We start from the raw sequence: 17887 nt of genomic DNA on the forward strand, positions 1-17887 counted from the left end.
GGCGCACGCAACCCCGGAAGGAAGGACGAGAGATGACGACGACAGCACCCACCGACACCGAGTCCGGCGCCGAGACCGGCGCCGAGACCGTGAGCCGACGCTGGACCGAGCTGTGGAACGGGCAGTTGCCCGCGACCGAGCTCGTCACCGCCGATGCCCGGGTCGAATTCGGGCGCACCCAGCCCGTGCCCGACTGGGAGACCACCGTCGGCCCGGCCGAACTGCAGGCCGTCATCGACGGGATCCGCGCGCGGTTCCCCGATGTCGTGTACTCGCTGCCGACTTCTCCGATCCCGGCCGCGGACGGCCGACTGACCCTGCTGTGGGACGTCGGCTCCGAGGCCGGCGGATTCCACCGCACGGGCATCGACCTGCTCGTCGTGCGCGAGGGCCGGGTCGTGAGCGGTCGCTCGGTGACGGGCGACCACGCCTTGCACCCGCTCGGCTGAGACGCGGCGCTCGCACCGCACGAGACGGATGCCGCGGGCCCCCACCCGCGGCATCCGCCTCCCCCTGCCGTAGCGACAGTCCGGGTCCGCTACCCCTTCGTCGAGCCTGCGAGCAGGCCGCGCACGAAGTAGCGCTGGAGGCTGAAGAACACGATCAACGGGATGATCATCGAGATGAATGCGCCGGCCGTCAGGCGTTCCCATTCCTGACCGCGCGAGCCGACGAGCTCGGCCAATCGTTGGGTCAGTGGCGCGACGTCCTGTGTGCCGCCCGAGAAGATCAGGGCCACGAGCAGGTCGTTCCACACCCAGATGAACTGGAAGATCGCGAACGACGCGATCGCCGGCGTGGCGAGCGGCAACACGATGCGGAAGAAGATCTGCCCGTGGGTGGCGCCGTCGACGCGCGCCGCCTCGATCACGTCGTTCGGGATCTCGGAGATGAAGTTGTGCAGCAGGAAGATCGCCAGCGGCAGCGCGAACATCGAGTGCGCGAGCCACACCGGCGCGTAGTTCTGCTCGGGGATGATCGGGATCACATCGTGCACCCACGCCTGCATGGGCCGCAGCCAGGTCGAGAAGATCTGCAGCAGCGGCACGAGCGCCATCTGCAGGGGCACGATCTGCAGCGCGAACACGAGGATGAAGATCACGTTCGCGCCCTTGAACTTGATCCAGGCGAACGCGTAGGCCGCCATCGTCGCGAGCACGAGCGGAATCAGCGTGCCGAGCAGCGAGATCGCGAGCGAGTTCACGATGTACGCGCCGAGCTGCGGCGACGACTGCGACGGCGACAGCAGGACGTCGGCGTAGTTCTCGAGCGTGAACCCGGGGTTCTCGAAGACGGTCCACCAGCCGGTGGTGCGCACCAGGTCGCCCGGTCGGAACGACGAGACGAGCAGACCGAACGTCGGGATCGTCCACAGCACCGCGATGATCAGCGAGATGATCGTGGCGGTTCGCGACGTGAGCCGCTTCTTGACCCGCGCGGTCTTGGTGGGGCCGTACTCGGCCTGCTCGGCGGCCTCGATCGAGCCGAGATCCTTGCCGATCGGAAGATCGGCCGGGGCGACGCTGCTCATCGGATCTCCCTCTGCTTGCGCAGGATATTGATGTTGTAGACGACGATCGGCAGCACCAGCACGAACAGGATCAGCGCCAGCGCCGACCCGCGCCCGACCTCGCTGGCGCGGAACGCCTGGGTGTACATCTCGTTGGCGATGACCGAGGTGTTGAAGTTGCCCGCGGTCATCGTTCGCACGATGTCGAAGACCTTCAGCGTCGCGATCGAGATCGTCGTGAGCACGACCACGAGCGAACCGCGGATGCCCGGGACGGTGACGTTCCAGAACCGCTGCCAGGCGTTGGTGCCGTCGAGCTGGGCGGCTTCGACCTGCTCGGTCGGCACGCCCTTGATCGCCGCGCTCAGCAGCACCATCGCGAAGCCGGTCTGGATCCAGATCATCACGATGATGAGCAGCAACGTGTTGAGCGGGTCGGTCTGCAACCACTGCACGGGTTCGCCGCCGAACGCGACCACGATCGCGTTCAGCAGGCCGATCTGCTCGCGGCCAGCCGACTTGTATTCGTACACGAACCGCCAGATGATGCCGGCGCCGACGAACGAGATCGCGATCGGCATGAACAGCACGACCTTGAAGTACTTCTCACCGCGAGACCGGTCGATGAACACGGCGTACGCGAGCCCGATCGCCGTCGACACGGTCGGCACGATGAGCACCCAGACGATGGTGTTCAAGAGCGTGCGCAGTGCGACGGGTTGGGTGAAGGTCCACACGAAGTTGTCGAGCGTCCAGTCGCCGCCGCTGGTCTGGAACGCGAGGATGCTGGTGCGGATCGCCGGGTAGACGAGTCCGACGATGAGGAACAGCAGCGCCGGCGTGAGGAAGCCGGCCAGCTGCCAGTAGTCGCGCCCTCGCTTGGGCGCCTTGTCGATGAAGAAGATGAGGAGGCCGATGATCGCGGCGAAGATGGCGAGCCCCATCACCACCTGCAGGATCTTGCCGAGCAGGTCTTCCGTGGTCATCGTGCCTCCCGGGTTCGTCGTCGAGCTCTGGGGGTGACGAGGGGCGGGAAGCTCGTCCCCGCCCCTCGATCATGCCGCCCGGCCGAGGGTTCGGCCGGGCGGCGCGCTGATCAACTCGCGGGCCAGCTGGCCTCGATCGTGTCGATCGTGTCCTGCGTGCTCTGACCCGTGACCCACGCGACCATGCCCTTCCAGAAGGAATCGGCGCCCACAGCACCGGGCATCAGGTCGGATCCGTCGAAGCGGAACGTGGTCTCGTCGTCCTGCAGGATCTCGATCGACTGCACGAGCAGCTCGCTCGAGGCGACCTCGGGGTCGAGCCCCTTGTTCGCGCTGATGACGCCGCCGAGGCTCACTCGGTTGTTCGCCCACGTGTCGCTCGAGAGGTACGCGCGCACGGCCTCGACCTCTTCCGCGTCACGGAACGCGACCGGGAACTCGCCACCGCCGGTGACCGACAGCGGGTCGTCGGCGTTCACCGGCGGCATGAGGAACGCGAACACGGTGCCATCGCTGGCCACGGTGTTCTCGTCGCCGCCCTCGGGGTTCCAGAAGGTCTCGTAGAACGAGGCCTGGTGGTGCAGCGAGCACTCGCCGTCGAGGATGGGCAGACCCGCGGTCTGGAACGCCTCGCTGACGATCGTCGACACGTCGCCGATGCCGCCGTTGACCATGTCGGGGTTCTTCAGGATCTCGCCCGCGGCGTCGAACGCCTCGGCGACCTGCGGGTCGTTGAACGGGATGTCGTGCGTGACCCACTGGTCGTAGACGTCGGCGCCGTGCAGGCGCAGCATGTAGTCCTCGATCCAGTCGGTGCCGGGCCATCCGGTCGCGTCGCCCGACTCGAAGCCGGCGCACCAGGGCTTGTGCTCGCCCTCGGCCGCGATCTGCTCGCTCAGTGCGGTCAGCTCGTCGAGGGTCTTCGGGATCTCGTAGCCCTTCTCCTCGAACTCGGTCGGCGAGTACCAGATGTAGCCCTTGATGCTCGCCATCAGCGGTGCTGCGTAGAAGGTGCCGTCGACCGTGCCGTACTGCTTCCAGTCCTCGCTCCAGAACTCGTCGACGTTGTCTTCGACGGGCTGCGACGCGGGGATCAGCCAGCCGCCCGCGGCGAGCCTCTGCAGCAGGCCGGGCTGGGGCACGATGCCGATGTCGGGAGCGTTGCCGCCCTCGGCGAGCACGGCGATCTGGGCCTCGAACTCGCTCGAACCCTGGTAGTCGACCTCGATGCCGGTGCAGGTCTCGAAGTCGCTCCACGATTCGACGAGGCGGTCGGCTTCGAGGTCGAGGATGGTGCCCGAGATGGTGACGTTCTTGCCCTCGAACGTGCCGTACTGCTCGTAGGGGCCGCAGTCGACGTCGGCGGCGTCCTCGTTCGAGACGTCGCCGGTACAGGCGGTGAGCGTCAGCCCGACGGCGGCGGCCGCCACGACGGGGACCAGCCATCGGCGATGCCGTGTGAGTCTCATGTCTTCTCCTCGTTGAGTGCGCAGGACGGGAACCGGAATCGGTTCCAGTTGCCCACGCTAGGACAGGTCACCGCGCCGCTGCAAGGTGTCGCTGGTCACGTTTCGGACACTGCTCGGAGTTTGGGCGGAATCTAGGAGAGAGCGCTCTCTCCTTGGCTGTCGCAGGTCGGCGACGCTCGATGCCAAGCGGCTGGAACCGGTTCCATCCGCGGCCTCTCCGGGGCTATGCTCACGTTCGAGCGACCCCGCAGAAGGGAGGCGCGATGCCAGCGATCGGCGATGTCGCGCGTCTCGCCGGCGTGTCGAAGGCGACGGCGTCCCGGGCCCTCACGGGCAAGGGCCATGTCGCCGAGGCGACCCGTCGCCGGGTCGAACACGCTGCCGCCGAGATCGGCTACATCGCATCACCAGACGCGGCGAGCCTCGTGACCGGCCGCACGAAGAACGTCGGCGTCGTGATCCCGTTCGTGAACGCCTGGTTCTTCGGTGAGGTGCTCGAGGGCATCGAACGCGCCCTGATCGGGGCGGGCTACGACCTGACCCTCTACAACGTGCCGCCCGGCGGCGACGACGCGCGATCGCGGGTGTTCGACTTCTTCCTCGCACGCAAGCGCGTGGATGCGCTCATCGCGGTGGGCGTCGACCTCGACGAGCACGAGGTCGCGGTGCTCGACCGCCGCGACAAGCCGGTGCTCTGCCTGGGCGGTCGGGCCCCAGGCGCGGCGCGGCTGTCGATCGACGACCGCGCCGTCGCCCAGCTCGCGACCGAGCACCTGCTACACCTCGGCCACACCCGCATCGCGCACCTCGCGGGCCCGGGCGCCGCGGCCTCGCCGCACAGCGTGCCCGGCGAGCGCCGGCACGGCTTCCTCGAGGCGATGGCCGCCGCGGGGCTCGCTCCGGGCGGACGGGCGAACATCGTCGAGACGCCGATGACGATGCCCGGCGGCTACGCGGCCGCGCTGCAGTTGCTCGGCCAGCCGGGCATGCGCCCGACGGCCGTGGTCGCGTGTTCCGACGAGGTCGCATTCGGCACCATGCGCGCGGCCGAACGGCTCGGGATCGACGTGCCGGGCGAGCTCTCGGTGATCGGCATCGACGGTCACGAGCACGCCGAGATGTTCGGCCTCACCACGATCGAGCAGTACCCCGAGGAACAGGGTCGGGTGGCCGTCGAGGTGGTGCTGCGGCTGATCGCCCGCGGCGACGAGCCCGATCCGCTCCCCGACTCGGGCGCGCCGCTGCCGACCCGGCTGGTGGTGCGCTCGAGCACGAGCCGTCCGCGGCGATGATCGCGCGACCACCGGCGATGATCGCGCGATCACCAGAAACCCCTTTCTGGAAGATGTCTACGCGCTGACCAGCCATTTCAGGCCGGGGTCTTGTGGAATGCGGTTTCCCACTGCTAGAAAACCAGTCACGTCGAGATAGCGCTTTCTGACTCGACGATCCGAGACATCGACGACGATCGACTGGAGGAGCACGTGGCACCGTCGCCCGCGCCATCCGAACCGCCATCCGCACCGCCGCACCCGACCGCCGGGGCCGAACGATGAGCGCCCTCGGCGAGCTGCGCAGCCTGAAGGGCTCGACCGCTCCGCGCCAGAAGAAGCAGAACCGCGCGGCGTTCCTGTTTCTCACGCCCTGGTTCCTCGGCCTCGCGATCGTCACCGTCGGCCCGATGATCGCCTCCCTGGTGCTCGCGTTCACGAAGTACAACCTGCTGAGCCCGCCGCGGTTCACCGGGCTGGCGAACATCGAGAAGATGCTCGGGGACGAGCGGCTGCACACCTCGCTCGGCGTGACGTTCCAGTACGTGTTCGTCTCGGTGCCGCTGCAGCTCGCGCTCGCGCTGCTGCTCGCGGTGGTGCTCGACCGGGGGCTGCGCGGGCTGGCGTTCTACCGGTCGGCGTTCTACCTGCCGTCGCTGCTCGGGGCGTCGGTCGCGATCGCGATGCTCTGGCGCCAGATCTTCGGCGTCGACGGCCTCGTGAACATCGTGCTCGGCTGGTTCGGCATCGAAGGCCAGGGCTGGATCTCGAGCCCCGACACCGCACTCGGCACGCTGATCCTGCTGAACGTGTGGACTTTCGGCTCGCCGATGGTGATCTTCCTCGCCGGTCTGCGCCAGATCCCGGCCATGTACTACGAGGCGGCCTCGGTCGACGGTGCGAACCGACGCCAGCAGTTCTGGCGCATCACGCTGCCGATGCTGACGCCCATCATCTTCTTCAACCTGGTGCTGCAGATCATCCACGCGTTCCAGTCGTTCACCCAGGCGTTCATCGTCTCGGGCGGCACGGGCGGGCCGGTCGACTCGACCCTCTTCGCCACGCTGTACCTCTACCAGAAGGGGTTCACGAACCTCGAGATGGGCTACGCATCGGCGATGGCGTGGCTGCTCCTGCTCATCATCGCCGCCTTCACGGCCATCAACTTCTGGGCCTCCAAGTATTGGGTTTTCTACGATGACCAGGACTGACACCATGCTCGACTCCGCCCCCCTCACCGAGTCGGTCGTCACCGGGCTGCCGACCGGCGCGGTCCGCGAGCAGCGCCGCCGCCGCAACCCGCTGCGCACGCCCGCCACCAGGGTGATCCGGCACGTCTTGCTCATCGTCGCGGCGCTCATCATGCTCTACCCGGTGATCTGGATGGTGGTCAGCTCGCTGCGACCGAACGAGGAGATCTTCCGCGAGCCGGGCATCATCCTCGACAGCTTCGAGTTCGAGAACTACGTCGACGGATGGAACGCCCTCTCGTACCCGTTCAACGTCTACCTGCTCAACTCGGCGCTCGTGGTCGCCGGCAGCATCATCGGCAACCTCGTGTCGTGCTCGCTGGCGGCCTACGCGTTCGCGCGGCTCGAGTTCACCGGCAAGAAGACCTGGTTCGCGATCATGCTGCTCAGCATCATGCTGCCGATCCACGTCGTCATCGTGCCGCAGTACGTGCTGTTCTCGAACCTCGGCTGGGTCAACACGTTCCTGCCGCTCATCCTGCCGAAGCTGCTCGCGACCGACGCGTTCTTCATCTTCCTGATGGTGCAGTTCATCCGCGGCATCCCGAGAGAGCTCGACGAAGCCGCACGCATCGACGGAGCGGGGCATCCGCGCATCTTCCTGCAGATCATCCTGCCGCTCATGGTTCCCGCCCTCGCGACCACGACCATCTTCACGTTCATCTGGACCTGGAACGACTTCTTCAGCCAGCTCATCTACCTGACCAAGCCGAACCTCTACACGGTGCCGCTCGCACTGCGCGCATTCGTCGACGCGCAGAGCGCGACCGACTACGGCGAGATGTTCGCGATGAGCGTCGTGTCGCTCATCCCGATCTTCCTGATCTTCCTCTTCGGCCAGCGGTTCCTCATCAAGGGCATCGCGACGACGGGGATCAAGTGACCGGCTCCCCCGGTCCGCACCACCACCTCTGCACCACGATCACACGCAACCGAAAGGAATGACCATGCGAGGCATCTCTCGCCGCCGGGGCGGCATCGCGGCCGCCATCGGCGCGGTGTCCGTGCTGGCGCTCACGTCGTGCGCCGGCAGCGACACCGGCGGCTCGACCGAGTCCGACCTGACCCTCTCCGACGAGCCCGTGACCCTCTCGTTCACCTGGTGGGGCAACGACACCCGCCATGCGATCACCGAGGAACTCATCGCCGCCTTCGAGGATGAGTACCCGAACATCACGATCGAGCCGCAGTACACCGACTGGGCCGGGTACTGGGACAAGCTGTCGACGTCGGTCGCCGCGGGCGACACCCCCGACATCATCCAGATGGACGAGAAGCAGCTCTCGACCTACGCCGCGAACGGGGTGCTCGCCGACCTGGGCGGGTACTCGTCGATCCTCGGCACCGAGGACTTCCCGGCCGCGGTGCTCGGCACCGGCGCGCTCGACGACACCCTGTACGGCATCCCGATCGGCATCAACTCGTACACGATCATGGCTAACACGACTCTGCTCGACCAGTACGGCGTCGACCTGCCCGACGACGAGACCTGGACGTGGGACGAGTTCGTCGAGACCGCAGTGAAGGTGGGCGAGGCCTCGGGCGGCTCGGTCGTCGGCACCCAGTCGTGGGGCTTCGAGGACGGCGGCCTGAACAACTGGCTGCGCCAGCGCGGCAGCGCGCTCTACACGACCGACGGCGGCGTGGCCGCCACCGAGGACGACCTCGCGTCGTGGTGGCAGTTCCTGCTGGATGCCACGGAGGGCGGCGCGACGCCCGATCCGTCGGCGACGATCGAGCGGGAGTCGGGCGGTCTCGCCGAGTCGTTCACGGCCACCAACGCGTCGGCGTTCGGGCCCTGGTGGTCGAACCAGGTGCAGGCGCTGCGCGACGCGAGCGGCCAAGACCTCGTCGCGCTGCGCGTGCCGGCACTCGACGACGCCCCCGACGGGTGGGCGTACTACAAGCCGTCCATGTTCTGGTCGGCGTCGGCGAAGACCGAGCACCCGGCCGAGGTCGCGACCTTCATCGACTGGCTGTCGAACAGCGAGGCGGCAGCCGACCTGCTGCTCGCCGAGCGGGGGGTGCCCGCCAACGAGAAGATCCGCGAGTACATCACGCCGAAGCTCGACGAGGTGAACCAGACCGTGGTCGCGTTCCTCGACGACCTCGCTCCGCTCGTCGGCGACGCCCCGCCCGCCACGCCCCCGGGCGGCGGTGCGATCGAGACGATCATCGACCAGCACACCCAGCGTGTGCTGTTCGGCGAGCTCACCCCGGAAGAGGCGGCGAAGAGCTTCATCGACGAGCTGCAGACCGCGCTCGACGACGCGGCCGTGTAGGTCGTCGTCGCCACTGCCTCTTCACCTTCGAGCGGCTGCCGCGTTCGCGCGGCAGCCGCTCCCCTCCCCCACTTCGCGTGGCATCCCCGTGTTTCCCGCTGCGACCGCCCGCCGACCGGCGTACGTTCGTTTCCGATCACCGAAAGCCGGAGGTCCCCGTGCCCAAGTCGCCCCGTCAGGTCACCATCGCTCAGGTGGCCGAATACGCCGGCGTCTCGCAGGCATCCGTGTCCCGGGTCCTGAACCGCAACCAGACCGTCGACCCGACCATCGCCGCCAAGGTGCGCGACGCTGTCGAGAAGCTCAACTACTCGCCGAGCCAGACCGCGCGCAACCTCGTGAGCGGGCGCAGCAACACCGTGGCGCTCGTCGTGCCCGACCTCGAGAATCCGATGTTCCAGGGCGTGCTCAAGGGCCTCAGCCGCGAAGCCGCGCGCGACGGGTACCGCGTGCTCGTCGCCGACACCGCCGAGCGGGTCGCCGACGAGGAGGAGATCGCGATCGAGGCGCGCTCGCGGTGCGACGCGCTCGTGCTGGTGTCGCCGCGTATGCCGGGCGACCGGCTCGAAGCCCTGATCGCCCGCTCAGGGCCCGCCGTGGTGGTGAACCGGCCGGTCGCGAGCGACCCGGCGGCCGAGCTGTCGGTCGACTACGAGCACGCCGCCCGCACCCTCGCCGAGCACCTCGCGTCGCTCGGGCACACCCGCATCGCGTACCTCGCGGGGCCCCCGCAGGCGTTCGCCGACCGGCTGCGCCGGCGCGGCCTCGCCGAGGTCGCCGGGCGCTACCCGGGCCTCGAGATCCTCGACCTCGCCGCCGGCTCGCAAGTGGAGGACGGCTACCACGCCGCCGATGCGCTGCTCGCCTCGGGGGCCACGGCCGCACTCGCGTTCAACGACCTCGTGGCGCTGGGCCTGCTCGCCCGGCTGCGCGAACTCGGGGTCGACGTGCCGGGCGAGATCTCGGTCGCCGGCGTCGACGACATCCCGCTGGCGCGGTTCTCGGCGCCCGCGCTCACGACCATGTCGGTGCCCCGGGTCGAGATCGGCGCCCAGGCCTGGCGGCGCCTGCGCGACGCGATGGCCGGTGCGCCCGCGACGCATCCGCTCTCGTACCGGCCCATCCTCGAGGTGCGCCAGAGCACCGGACCCGCTCCCGAGGCGTCGGGCTGGCTCAGCCCCGGACGCCCCGTGCTGCGCATCGGCGACGGCATCGTCGCCCGCTACGACGAGGGCACCACGATCGACTCGGTGCTCTCGCCGCGCCCGTTCCTGCACCCCGTCACCACGCTCGCGGGCGTGCGCGTCACCGACAGCCACCCGACCGATCACCTGCACCACTTCGGCATCGGCCTCGCCCTGCCCGACGTGAACGGCACGTCCTACTGGGGCGGTCGCACCTACGTGCACGACATCGGCTCGATCATGCTCGAGAATCAAGGCCGTCAGCGGCGCGACGAGATCACGATCGACGGCGAGGTGCTCACCGAACGCCTCACCTGGCTCGACGAGCGCGGCGAGGCGCAGCTCAGCGAGGTGCGCACGTTGCGCGGCCGGCCGGTTCGCGCGGGCGGCGGCGACGCGTGGGCGCTCGGCTGGCGGAGCCTGCTGACCGCCAACTTCGGCGCGCTCGCATTCGGGTCGCCGGCCACGAACGGTCGCGAGGGCGCCGGGTACGGCGGCCTCTTCTGGCGGTTCCCCCGGTGGGATGCCACGGTGCTGACGCGCGACGGAGTGGGCGAGGATGCCGCGCACGGCTCGCGCTCCCCGTGGCTGGCCGTGGTCGATGTCGGGCGTGCGGTGACCGTGCTGCTCGTGCAGCCCGCCGACGGCGAGGTCATGCCGTGGTTCGCCCGGGTCGCCGAGTACCTCGGCGTCGGCCCTGCGGTCGCGTGGGACGCCGTGCGCACACTGCCCGAGGGGGGCCGGCTCGCGCTCGGCATCGACGCCGTGCTCGTCGATCGCGCGATCACCGATGCGGCGGAGCTCGAGGCCATCGCCGGGGTCGCCGGGCTCGCCGGGGTCGCGGGGCTCGCGGAAGTCGCCGGGCTCGCCGGGGCGCCTGACGAGGCGGCATCGCCGACGGCTGCACAGTCGCCGACCGCCGCGCCGGATCCGCGGGCATGACCGCCCCGCTGCCCCGCATCGGCGTCGCCGGCATCCACGGGCACGGCGCCACGCATGTCGCCGCCGCGCGTGCACTCGAGGCATCCGGCCGTGCCCGTCTCGTGGCCGTCGCCGACCACCGCCCGCCCGAGGTCGACCTCGGCGACGTGGCGGTCTTCCACGACGCGACCGACCTGATCACCCGGGCCGACCTCGACGTCGTCGTGCTGTCGACACCGATGCACACGCACCTGCCGCTCGCGTATGCCGCCCTCGAGGCGGGCGTGCACGTGCTCCTCGAGAAGCCGCCGACGCCGTCGCTCGCCGACTTCCGCACCCTCGTCGACGCATCCGAGCAAGCCGGGCGGGCCGTACAGGTGGGCTTCCAGAGCCTCGGATCGAAGGCGGTGCCGTTCGTGCGGTCGCTCGTGGCCGGCGGCACGATCGGGCAGGTCGAACGCTACGGCGCGCTCGGCACGTGGCTGCGCACCGAGTCGTACTGGACCCGCGCGCCCTGGGCCGGGCGTCGCACGCTCGACGGGCGCGCGGTCGTCGACGGCGCGGTCACGAACCCGCTCGCCCATGCCACGGCGACGGCGCTCGCGGTCGCGGATGCCACGACCGAGTCGGATGTCACGAGCCTGCGTCTCGACCTGCACCGGGCCAACGCGATCGACGCGGACGACACGTCGTCGTACGTGGCGGCGCTCGCGGGCGGCCGTTCGCTCGCCGGCGCGCTGGTGCTGACTGCGCCGCGGCGCAGCGAGCCGTGCGTCATCGTGCACGGATCGACCGGACGCATCGTGCTCTGGTACACGCTCGACCTCGTGCAGGTCACGACGCCCGGATCGAGCATCGCCTGGACGACCTCGCACCAGCGCACGAACCTGCTCGCGAACCTCGTCGACCACGTGGTCGACGGTGTGCCGCTGCTCGTGCCGCTCGCCGCGACGGGTGGCTTCATGCGCGTGCTCGAAGCGGTGCGACTCGCGCCGGATCCGTCGCCGATCGCTCCGGGATTCGTCGAGCGGCGGTCGGATGCCTCGGGCGACGCGCACCTCGTGGTGCGCGACGTCGAGACGTGGAGCGAGCGGGTCGTCGCCGAGGGCCGCACCTTCGCCGAGCTGGGCGCCCCCTGGGCGTAGCATCCCTTCGCATCCCGCACGGGACCCCCGCGCCGACCGACCGTCTGCGGCACCGACCCGTCACGTCGCGCACAGCTCACGCCGCAGACGGCTCCGCCCGATGCCCCGTAGGGTTCGGGCACCGGGCGGAGGACTGGAGCGGCGGCCTCAGGCGGCGTCGCCGAGCAGCACCGCCTCGGCTTCGTCGACGTCGTCGAGCTCCTCCTCGTCGACGTCGGCACGGGCGAGCGGCTTGGCGCACGCGATCACGATGACCGCGGCGATCGCGACCGAGACGGCAGCGGCGAAGTACGGGGCATCCGCACCGAACTCCCTCGCGATCTCGGTCGCAGCCGGCGGAGCGATCGCGCCGCCGATGAAGCGCACCGCCGAGTAGGCGCCCGACGCGACCACTCGCGGCAGATCGGTCGCCCCCATGACGCACTCGGTGAGCACGGTGTTCAGCACGCCGAGCACCAGCCCGCCCGCCACGATGAGCACGACCAGCATCGTGGGGTCGTTCCAGAACACCCCGCACAGCACGAGGACGACCGCGAGCAGTGGCAGCGCGATCCAGAGCACGCGCGAGCGGCGCATCCGCGCGGTGAGCACGGGCGCGAGGAACACCGACGTGATCGCCAGTGCCAGGCCCCACCCGAAGAACGTGAGGCCGAGACCCCACACGTCGAAGCCCAGCACGAACGGCGAGTATGCGAGCAGCACGAAGAAGCCGATGTTGTAGAACAGCGCGGCGAGCGCGAGGGCGAGCAGCGTGGGCTGGGCGAGCGCTTTGAACGGCGCGCTCAGCCTGGTCGGCTCGAGCTTCGAGTCATCCGTCTTCGGCAGGAATGCGACGATCGCGATGAACGCGACGGCCATGAGGCTCGCGGTGCCGAAGAACGGGCCGCGCCAGCTGATGTTGCCGAGCGCCGCGCCGATCAGCGGTCCGGCGGCGATGCCGAGCCCGAGCGCCGCCTCGTACAGGATGATCGCGGCGGCGCGGCCGCCCTTCGCCGAGTCGACGATCGTCGCGAGGGCGGTGGAGATGAAGAACGCGTTGCCGAGGCCCCAGCCCGCGCGGAAGCCGATGATCGCCTCGACGTTGTTCGACAGGCCGGCCGCGGCCGCGAAGACCACGATCAGCACGAGGCCCACGAGCAGGGTCTTCTTCACGCCGATGCGGCTCGACACCCAGCTCGTGAAGAGCATCGCGACACCCGTGACCGCGAGGTAGGCCGTGAACAGCATCTCGGTCTCGGTCGGGGTGGCCTGGAGACTCTCGGCGATCGCCGGCAGGATCGGGTCGACGAGCCCGATGCCCATGAACGAGATAACGCTCGCGAATGCGACCGCCCAGACCGCCTTCGGCTGCTTCAGGATCGAACCGGATGCGCCGTGTGCGCTCACGCGACGGCTCCCTTCGCTGCTGCGGCCGCGTCGGCGCGTTCGATGCGCTCGCGGATGATGTCGGTCGAGTGCGTCAGCGCGGCGAGCTCGTCGGCGTCGAGGTCGGCGAACATCGGCGCGAGCCGGCCGGCCAGCTCTTCGCGCCAGGCGTCGAGCGCGGCGCGCCCGCGCGGGTCGATCGAGATGAGCCAGGCGCGTGCGTCGTCGCGGTCGGCGATGCGGCGGATCCAGTCGCGCTCGTGAAGCGTGTGAACGAGCTTGGTCATGGTCGGCTGGCTGACGCGGCTCGCCTTCGCGAGCTCGCCCAAGCGCAGCGGTCCGTGATCGCGCAGCACGCTGAGCGTGCGCCACACGGCGGGCGACTCGGTGCTGCCGGTGGCCGCGGCGGCCAGGCGGGTGAGCCGATGGCTCAGCGCCACGAGGTCGCCGATGAGGACGGTGAGTTCATCGGGAGCGGGCATCCCACGAGTATATAGCCAAACTATCTATATGTCGCCGACGCCCGGTGGACTGCGGGGGCGGGGCGGAGACGACGGATGCCCCGTGCCGACATGTCGGCACGGGGCATCCGTGTGTTCAGGTGACGCAGGTCACCTCAAGTGAGCCGCCCTCTGACGAGGGCACGCATTACTTGAGGGTGACGGTCGCGCCGGCCTCCTCGAGGGCGGCCTTCGCCTTGTCGGCGGTCTCCTTGTTCGCGCCCTCGAGCACGGCCTTGGGAGCACCGTCGACGACGGCCTTGGCCTCGCCGAGGCCGAGCGAGGTGAGCTCGCGGACGACCTTGATGACCTGGATCTTCTTGTCGCCGGCAGCCTCGAGGACGACGTCGAAGGAGTCCTTCTCCTCGACCTCTTCGGCGGCGGCACCGGCGCCACCGGCGGCCGGGGCGGCAACGGCGACGGGGGCGGCCGCGGTGACCTCGAAGGTCTCCTCGAACGCCTTCACGAACTCCGAGAGCTCGATGAGGGTCAGGCCCTTGAACTGCTCGAGCAGCTCCTCAGTGGACAGCTTCGCCATGATGTTTCTCCTTAGATTCCTTGGTTACTCACCGCTTGAGAGGCTCGCGCCTACGCAGCGGACTCCTGCTTCTCACGCAGCGCGTCGACCGTGCGAACGGCCTTCGAGAGCGGTGCGTTGAACAGATATGCGGCTCCGAACAGCGAGGCCTTGAAGGCGCCGGCGAGCTTGGCCAGCAGCACTTCACGGGACTCGAGGTCGGCGAGCTTGCCTACCTCTTCGGCGGTCAGGGGCTTGCCATCGAAATAGCCGCCCTTGACCACGAGGAGGGGGTTCGCCTTGGCGAAGTCGCGCAGTGCCTTCGCGACAGCGACCGGGTCGCCGTGCACGAACGCGATCGCAGACGGACCGGCGAGCTCGTCGTCGAACGACGAGATGCCGGCGTTGTTCGCCGCGATCTTGGTCAGCGTGTTCTTCACCACGGCGTAGCTCGCGTCCTCACGAATGCTGTTGCGCAGCTGCTTGAGCTGGGCAACCGTGAGGCCGCGGTATTCGGTCAGCAGAACGGCAGTCGAGCTCTCGAACAGGTTCGTGAGTTCGGCAACCGCGGCTTCCTTGTTCGCCATGGCCACTCCTTGTGTACTCAACGTGCATCGCGGTGGCGGTGCACGGCCTCGGAGCGCTGGCAAAGAAAAGAGCCCCGGCGCAGTTGCGCGGAGCTCGGTCGGGAAACCCGGAAGTCTTCGTCACACCTGCGCGGGCACCTGCTTTCGCAGGACTTCGGTCGATTTCGCACGCGAAACACGACAACCAGCGGTCTTCGGCTCAGAGCAGCTTATCGGATGCCGCGTGGCCGGCCAAATCGGCACGACATCGCGACGAGACATCCACCGGGGACGCTCGTTGTCGCTCTGCGCCGCACCATGCGACAACACGCGACCCCGATGATGCGCTGCGCGCCCGGCGTGCCCAGCCCAGCATGGAACGGCGACGGGCCGGGAGGTTCGCTCCCGGCCCGTCGCCGCCGATCGGCGGAGGTGATCGATCAGATCAGGGTGAGCGTAAACACACCCGTGTAGGTGCCCGACCGCGTCGAGCCGGGCACACCGAGCTCGAGCCCGCCCGAGCACGCGAACGCGCCCGCGCTGTGGCCGGATCCGGCGGTGCAGAGGGTGAGCGGCGCACGCAGGCCCGCACCCGGCTCGACGACCGAGCCCGGCGCCACGATCGGCGCCTCGTCCTCGACGGTCGGCAGCCCGCCCGTCTCGACCGAGGCCGCGGGCGACCACCCGAGGTTCTCGGCGAGGATGACGCCCGACCCGCTGGTGAAGTCCGACACCTGGCCCGTGAGGTCCCACCCGGCGGCGGTGCCGCGCGAGTCGACCACGCGCACGGGGTGCAGCGCGCCCGACGTCGACTGGTCGACACCGGTGAGCGCGACCGCGTCGAGGGCGATCGGGTCGGCGCTCGAGACGGCCATCGACAGCGCACCGCCCGTAACCTCGGCGCTGATCACCTGGTAGCCCGCGCCCGGACCGCCGGCGGCGAGGTTGGCGAGCAGCTCGCCGGCGCCGCCGACGATCGGCAGCTGCAGGTTCGAGCCGGCGGGGGCGAGGGTGAGCCGGGTGCCCGCCGCGGGGCGGATCGTGTACTCGTAGTCGGAGCTCATGACGACCAGGCCGATCTGCGATCCGGCCGGGAACACGTAGTCCTTCGGCTCGAACTCGAAGTCGAACCGGTACGACGTGCCGGGCTCGATCGGGTCGGTCACCGCGTCGGAGTTGCGGTTCTGCACGTCCATCCAGCCGCGCGTGACGATCTTCGGCGCACCGCTGGCCGGGTAGCTCACGAGCAGCGCCGTGAGGTTCGCCTTGTCGCGGTCGACCGCGAGGTCGAGCGAGACCTTCGGCGTGCCCGACAGGCGCACCGCCCCGGTGAGCTCACGCGAGCGGTAGGCGAGGCGGTTCTCGGACTGCGCCGCCTGCGCGAGCGTGGTCGCGCGCTGCTGCGCGTCGTCGACGAACGACTCGGTGCGACCCGAGGCATCCGTGCCGAAGTCGAGCCCGCCGATGCCGCCTGCCGCACCGGCCGCCGCGAGGTTCAGCGTGACGGGCGCGGTGCCCGGCTGCGGCCACTCGGGGTACTCGGTGAGCTGGTTGTTCTCGCGCACGACGTACGCCTTGGGCAGCGACTCGACGCCGTTCTGCACCTTGAAGAGGTAGCGCGTGAACCAGCGGTTCAGCAGCGTGTCGTTCGGCGCACCCCCGTGACCGCCCTGGTGCAGGTAGATCTGGTGGGGGGTGCCGTTCTTCTTCACCGCCTCGTAGAGGTCGGACGCGTTCTTCGTCATCACGTTCCAGTCGTTCTGGCCGTGGGCGACGAGGGTCGCAGCGGTGATCTTGTCGGCGTTCGCGAGGTAGTTCCGCTCGGCCCAGAACTCGCTGCGGTCACCCGTGGCGCGATCCTGGTTGGCGCGCAGCTCGTCGATCACGGGCTGGCAGACGGCCTGGTCGGCGCGCGTGTGCACGTAGTCGGCGAGCACGTCGAGGTCTTCGCCCTGGTAGCCGCCCGGGGCGCGCACCGCGCCGTTCGCGCGGTAGTAGTTGTACCAGTCGGAGATCGCCGAGATCGGCACGATCGCGTCGAGGCCCTTCACGCCGGTGCTCGCCACGCCGATGGGCAGCGTGCCGTTGTACGACGTGCCGATCATGCCGACGCTGCCGGTCGCCCAGTTCGCCGTCACCTCGGTGGAGCGGGCGGTCGACGTGTAGCCCTTCGCACGGCCGTTCAGCCAGTCGACGACCGCCTTGCCGCCGAGCGACTCGTTGAGCCCGCCCGAGGTCGGGCACCCCTCCGAGAAGCCGCTGCCGAGCGATTCGGCGTGCACCACGGCGAAGCCGCGCGGCACCCAGGTCGACTCGAAGCTGCTCGAGATCTTGGGGCTGGTGCGCGGTGCGGCCGGTGCGGCGAAGCCCGGCTTCGAGGTCGGCGGGTCGCCGAGCTCGTGGTCGACCGCCCAGTTGCCGACGTTGCTGCCGCCCGCGTAGTACGGGCTCATCTCCATGATGACCGGCACCTTCAGGTTGTCGCTGTTCGTCTCGGGCACCCGGGTGACGTCGATGTGCACGAGGTCGTTGCGACCGTCGCGGTCGGAATCGACCTCGCTCTCGACCCAGAGCTCCTGGCGGATCCACTCGCTCGTGGTCTTCGTGAAGACCGCCTGCGAGAGGCCATCCTGGAACGTCGGCGCCGCGGGCTCGGGGGCGGGGGCCGCGGTCGCCGCCATGGGGCCGGCGAGGGCGATCCCGCCGATGAGCACGGGACCGGCGATGAGCATCGCCGTCCGTCGCAGTCGACGCCGTGGGACGCCGTTCGGGTGTGGCATGTCTCTCTCCTTCATCGGGTGGTGCGAGGTGAGTCGGTGGTGCGCTGGGGCTGGTAGTGCGTGGTGCTGGTAGTGCGTGGTGCTGGTGCTGGTAGTGCGTGGTGCTGGTGCTGCGATGGTGCGCCCCGAGGGCGGGCGGCC

General features: G+C 69.5%; 15 protein-coding genes. 7 read left to right on the forward strand and 8 right to left on the reverse strand.

What is annotated here, in order from left to right; translation table 11 throughout:
• The first annotated feature begins 32 nt into the window (after nt 1-32).
• Nucleotides 33-449 carry a nuclear transport factor 2 family protein gene (locus tag FLP10_RS05620; protein ID WP_149159980.1) on the forward strand — a complete coding sequence of 139 codons (417 nt, stop codon included), beginning with the start codon at nt 33-35 and terminating at the stop codon, nt 447-449.
• A gap of 89 nt (nt 450-538) precedes the next feature.
• Here FLP10_RS05620 and FLP10_RS05625 read toward each other — a convergent pair whose 3' ends face one another.
• The 3 genes from FLP10_RS05625 to FLP10_RS05635 all read right to left on the reverse strand — a co-directional run bounded on the left by FLP10_RS05625 (nt 539) and on the right by FLP10_RS05635 (nt 3965).
• Nucleotides 539-1531, reverse strand: a complete 993-nt coding sequence (locus FLP10_RS05625; RefSeq protein ID WP_149159981.1) for a carbohydrate ABC transporter permease — start codon at nt 1529-1531, stop codon at nt 539-541.
• Complete coding sequence (locus tag FLP10_RS05630) at nt 1528-2496, reverse strand: carbohydrate ABC transporter permease (protein ID WP_149159982.1); 969 nt, start codon at nt 2494-2496, stop codon at nt 1528-1530. The genes FLP10_RS05625 and FLP10_RS05630 overlap by 4 nt, the downstream gene beginning before the upstream one ends.
• Before the next feature lie 110 nt (nt 2497-2606).
• A complete protein-coding gene (locus FLP10_RS05635; RefSeq protein ID WP_149159983.1) occupies nt 2607-3965 on the reverse strand; it encodes an ABC transporter substrate-binding protein in 1359 nt (452 codons plus the stop codon).
• A gap of 263 nt (nt 3966-4228) precedes the next feature.
• On the opposite strand from FLP10_RS05635, the gene FLP10_RS05640 reads away from it, so the two are divergent.
• The 6 genes from FLP10_RS05640 (at nt 4229) to FLP10_RS05665 (ending at nt 12018) form a co-directional block, all read left to right on the forward strand.
• Nucleotides 4229-5257 (forward strand): LacI family DNA-binding transcriptional regulator, encoded by a 1029-nt coding sequence (locus FLP10_RS05640; protein ID WP_149159984.1) that lies wholly within the window; start codon nt 4229-4231, stop codon nt 5255-5257.
• A gap of 260 nt (nt 5258-5517) precedes the next feature.
• A complete protein-coding gene (locus FLP10_RS05645) occupies nt 5518-6447 on the forward strand; it encodes a carbohydrate ABC transporter permease (protein ID WP_149159985.1) in 930 nt (309 codons plus the stop codon).
• Nucleotides 6434-7369 (forward strand): carbohydrate ABC transporter permease, encoded by a 936-nt coding sequence (locus tag FLP10_RS05650; protein WP_246150212.1) that lies wholly within the window; start codon nt 6434-6436, stop codon nt 7367-7369. Before FLP10_RS05645 ends, FLP10_RS05650 begins: the two co-directional genes overlap by 14 nt.
• A 64-nt stretch (nt 7370-7433) precedes the next feature.
• Nucleotides 7434-8768: an ABC transporter substrate-binding protein gene (locus FLP10_RS05655; protein ID WP_149159986.1), complete on the forward strand. Its 1335-nt coding sequence runs from the start codon at nt 7434-7436 to the stop codon at nt 8766-8768.
• Between the two features lie 158 nt (nt 8769-8926).
• Complete coding sequence (locus FLP10_RS05660; protein WP_149159987.1) at nt 8927-10894, forward strand: DUF6807 family protein; 1968 nt, start codon at nt 8927-8929, stop codon at nt 10892-10894.
• Nucleotides 10891-12018: a Gfo/Idh/MocA family protein gene (locus FLP10_RS05665; RefSeq protein WP_149159988.1), complete on the forward strand. Its 1128-nt coding sequence runs from the start codon at nt 10891-10893 to the stop codon at nt 12016-12018. Before FLP10_RS05660 ends, FLP10_RS05665 begins: the two co-directional genes overlap by 4 nt.
• Nucleotides 12019-12165: 147 nt before the next feature.
• On the opposite strand, the gene FLP10_RS05670 is transcribed toward FLP10_RS05665, so the two are convergent.
• The 5 genes from FLP10_RS05670 to FLP10_RS05690 form a co-directional block, all read right to left on the reverse strand.
• The gene (locus FLP10_RS05670) at nt 12166-13404 is read right to left on the reverse strand and encodes an MFS transporter (protein WP_149159989.1); all 1239 of its coding nucleotides are present in this window, start codon (nt 13402-13404) and stop codon (nt 12166-12168) included.
• Nucleotides 13401-13865, reverse strand: coding sequence for a MarR family winged helix-turn-helix transcriptional regulator (locus FLP10_RS05675; protein WP_149159990.1), 465 nt, complete (start codon nt 13863-13865; stop codon nt 13401-13403). The genes FLP10_RS05670 and FLP10_RS05675 overlap by 4 nt, the downstream gene beginning before the upstream one ends.
• A gap of 166 nt (nt 13866-14031) precedes the next feature.
• On the reverse strand, nt 14032-14421 hold the full coding sequence (gene rplL / locus FLP10_RS05680) for a 50S ribosomal protein L7/L12 (RefSeq protein ID WP_092672623.1): 390 nt from the start codon (nt 14419-14421) through the stop codon (nt 14032-14034).
• 50 nt (nt 14422-14471) lie between these two features.
• A complete protein-coding gene (gene rplJ / locus FLP10_RS05685; protein WP_149159991.1) occupies nt 14472-14987 on the reverse strand; it encodes a 50S ribosomal protein L10 in 516 nt (171 codons plus the stop codon).
• 419 nt (nt 14988-15406) lie between these two features.
• Entirely contained in the window at nt 15407-17746 is a 2340-nt protein-coding gene (locus FLP10_RS05690; RefSeq protein ID WP_149159992.1) for a Xaa-Pro dipeptidyl-peptidase, read from the reverse strand.
• Nucleotides 17747-17887 lie beyond the last annotated feature (141 nt).

Source organism: Agromyces intestinalis, assembly GCF_008365295.1.
GTDB lineage: Bacteria > Actinomycetota > Actinomycetes > Actinomycetales > Microbacteriaceae > Agromyces > Agromyces intestinalis.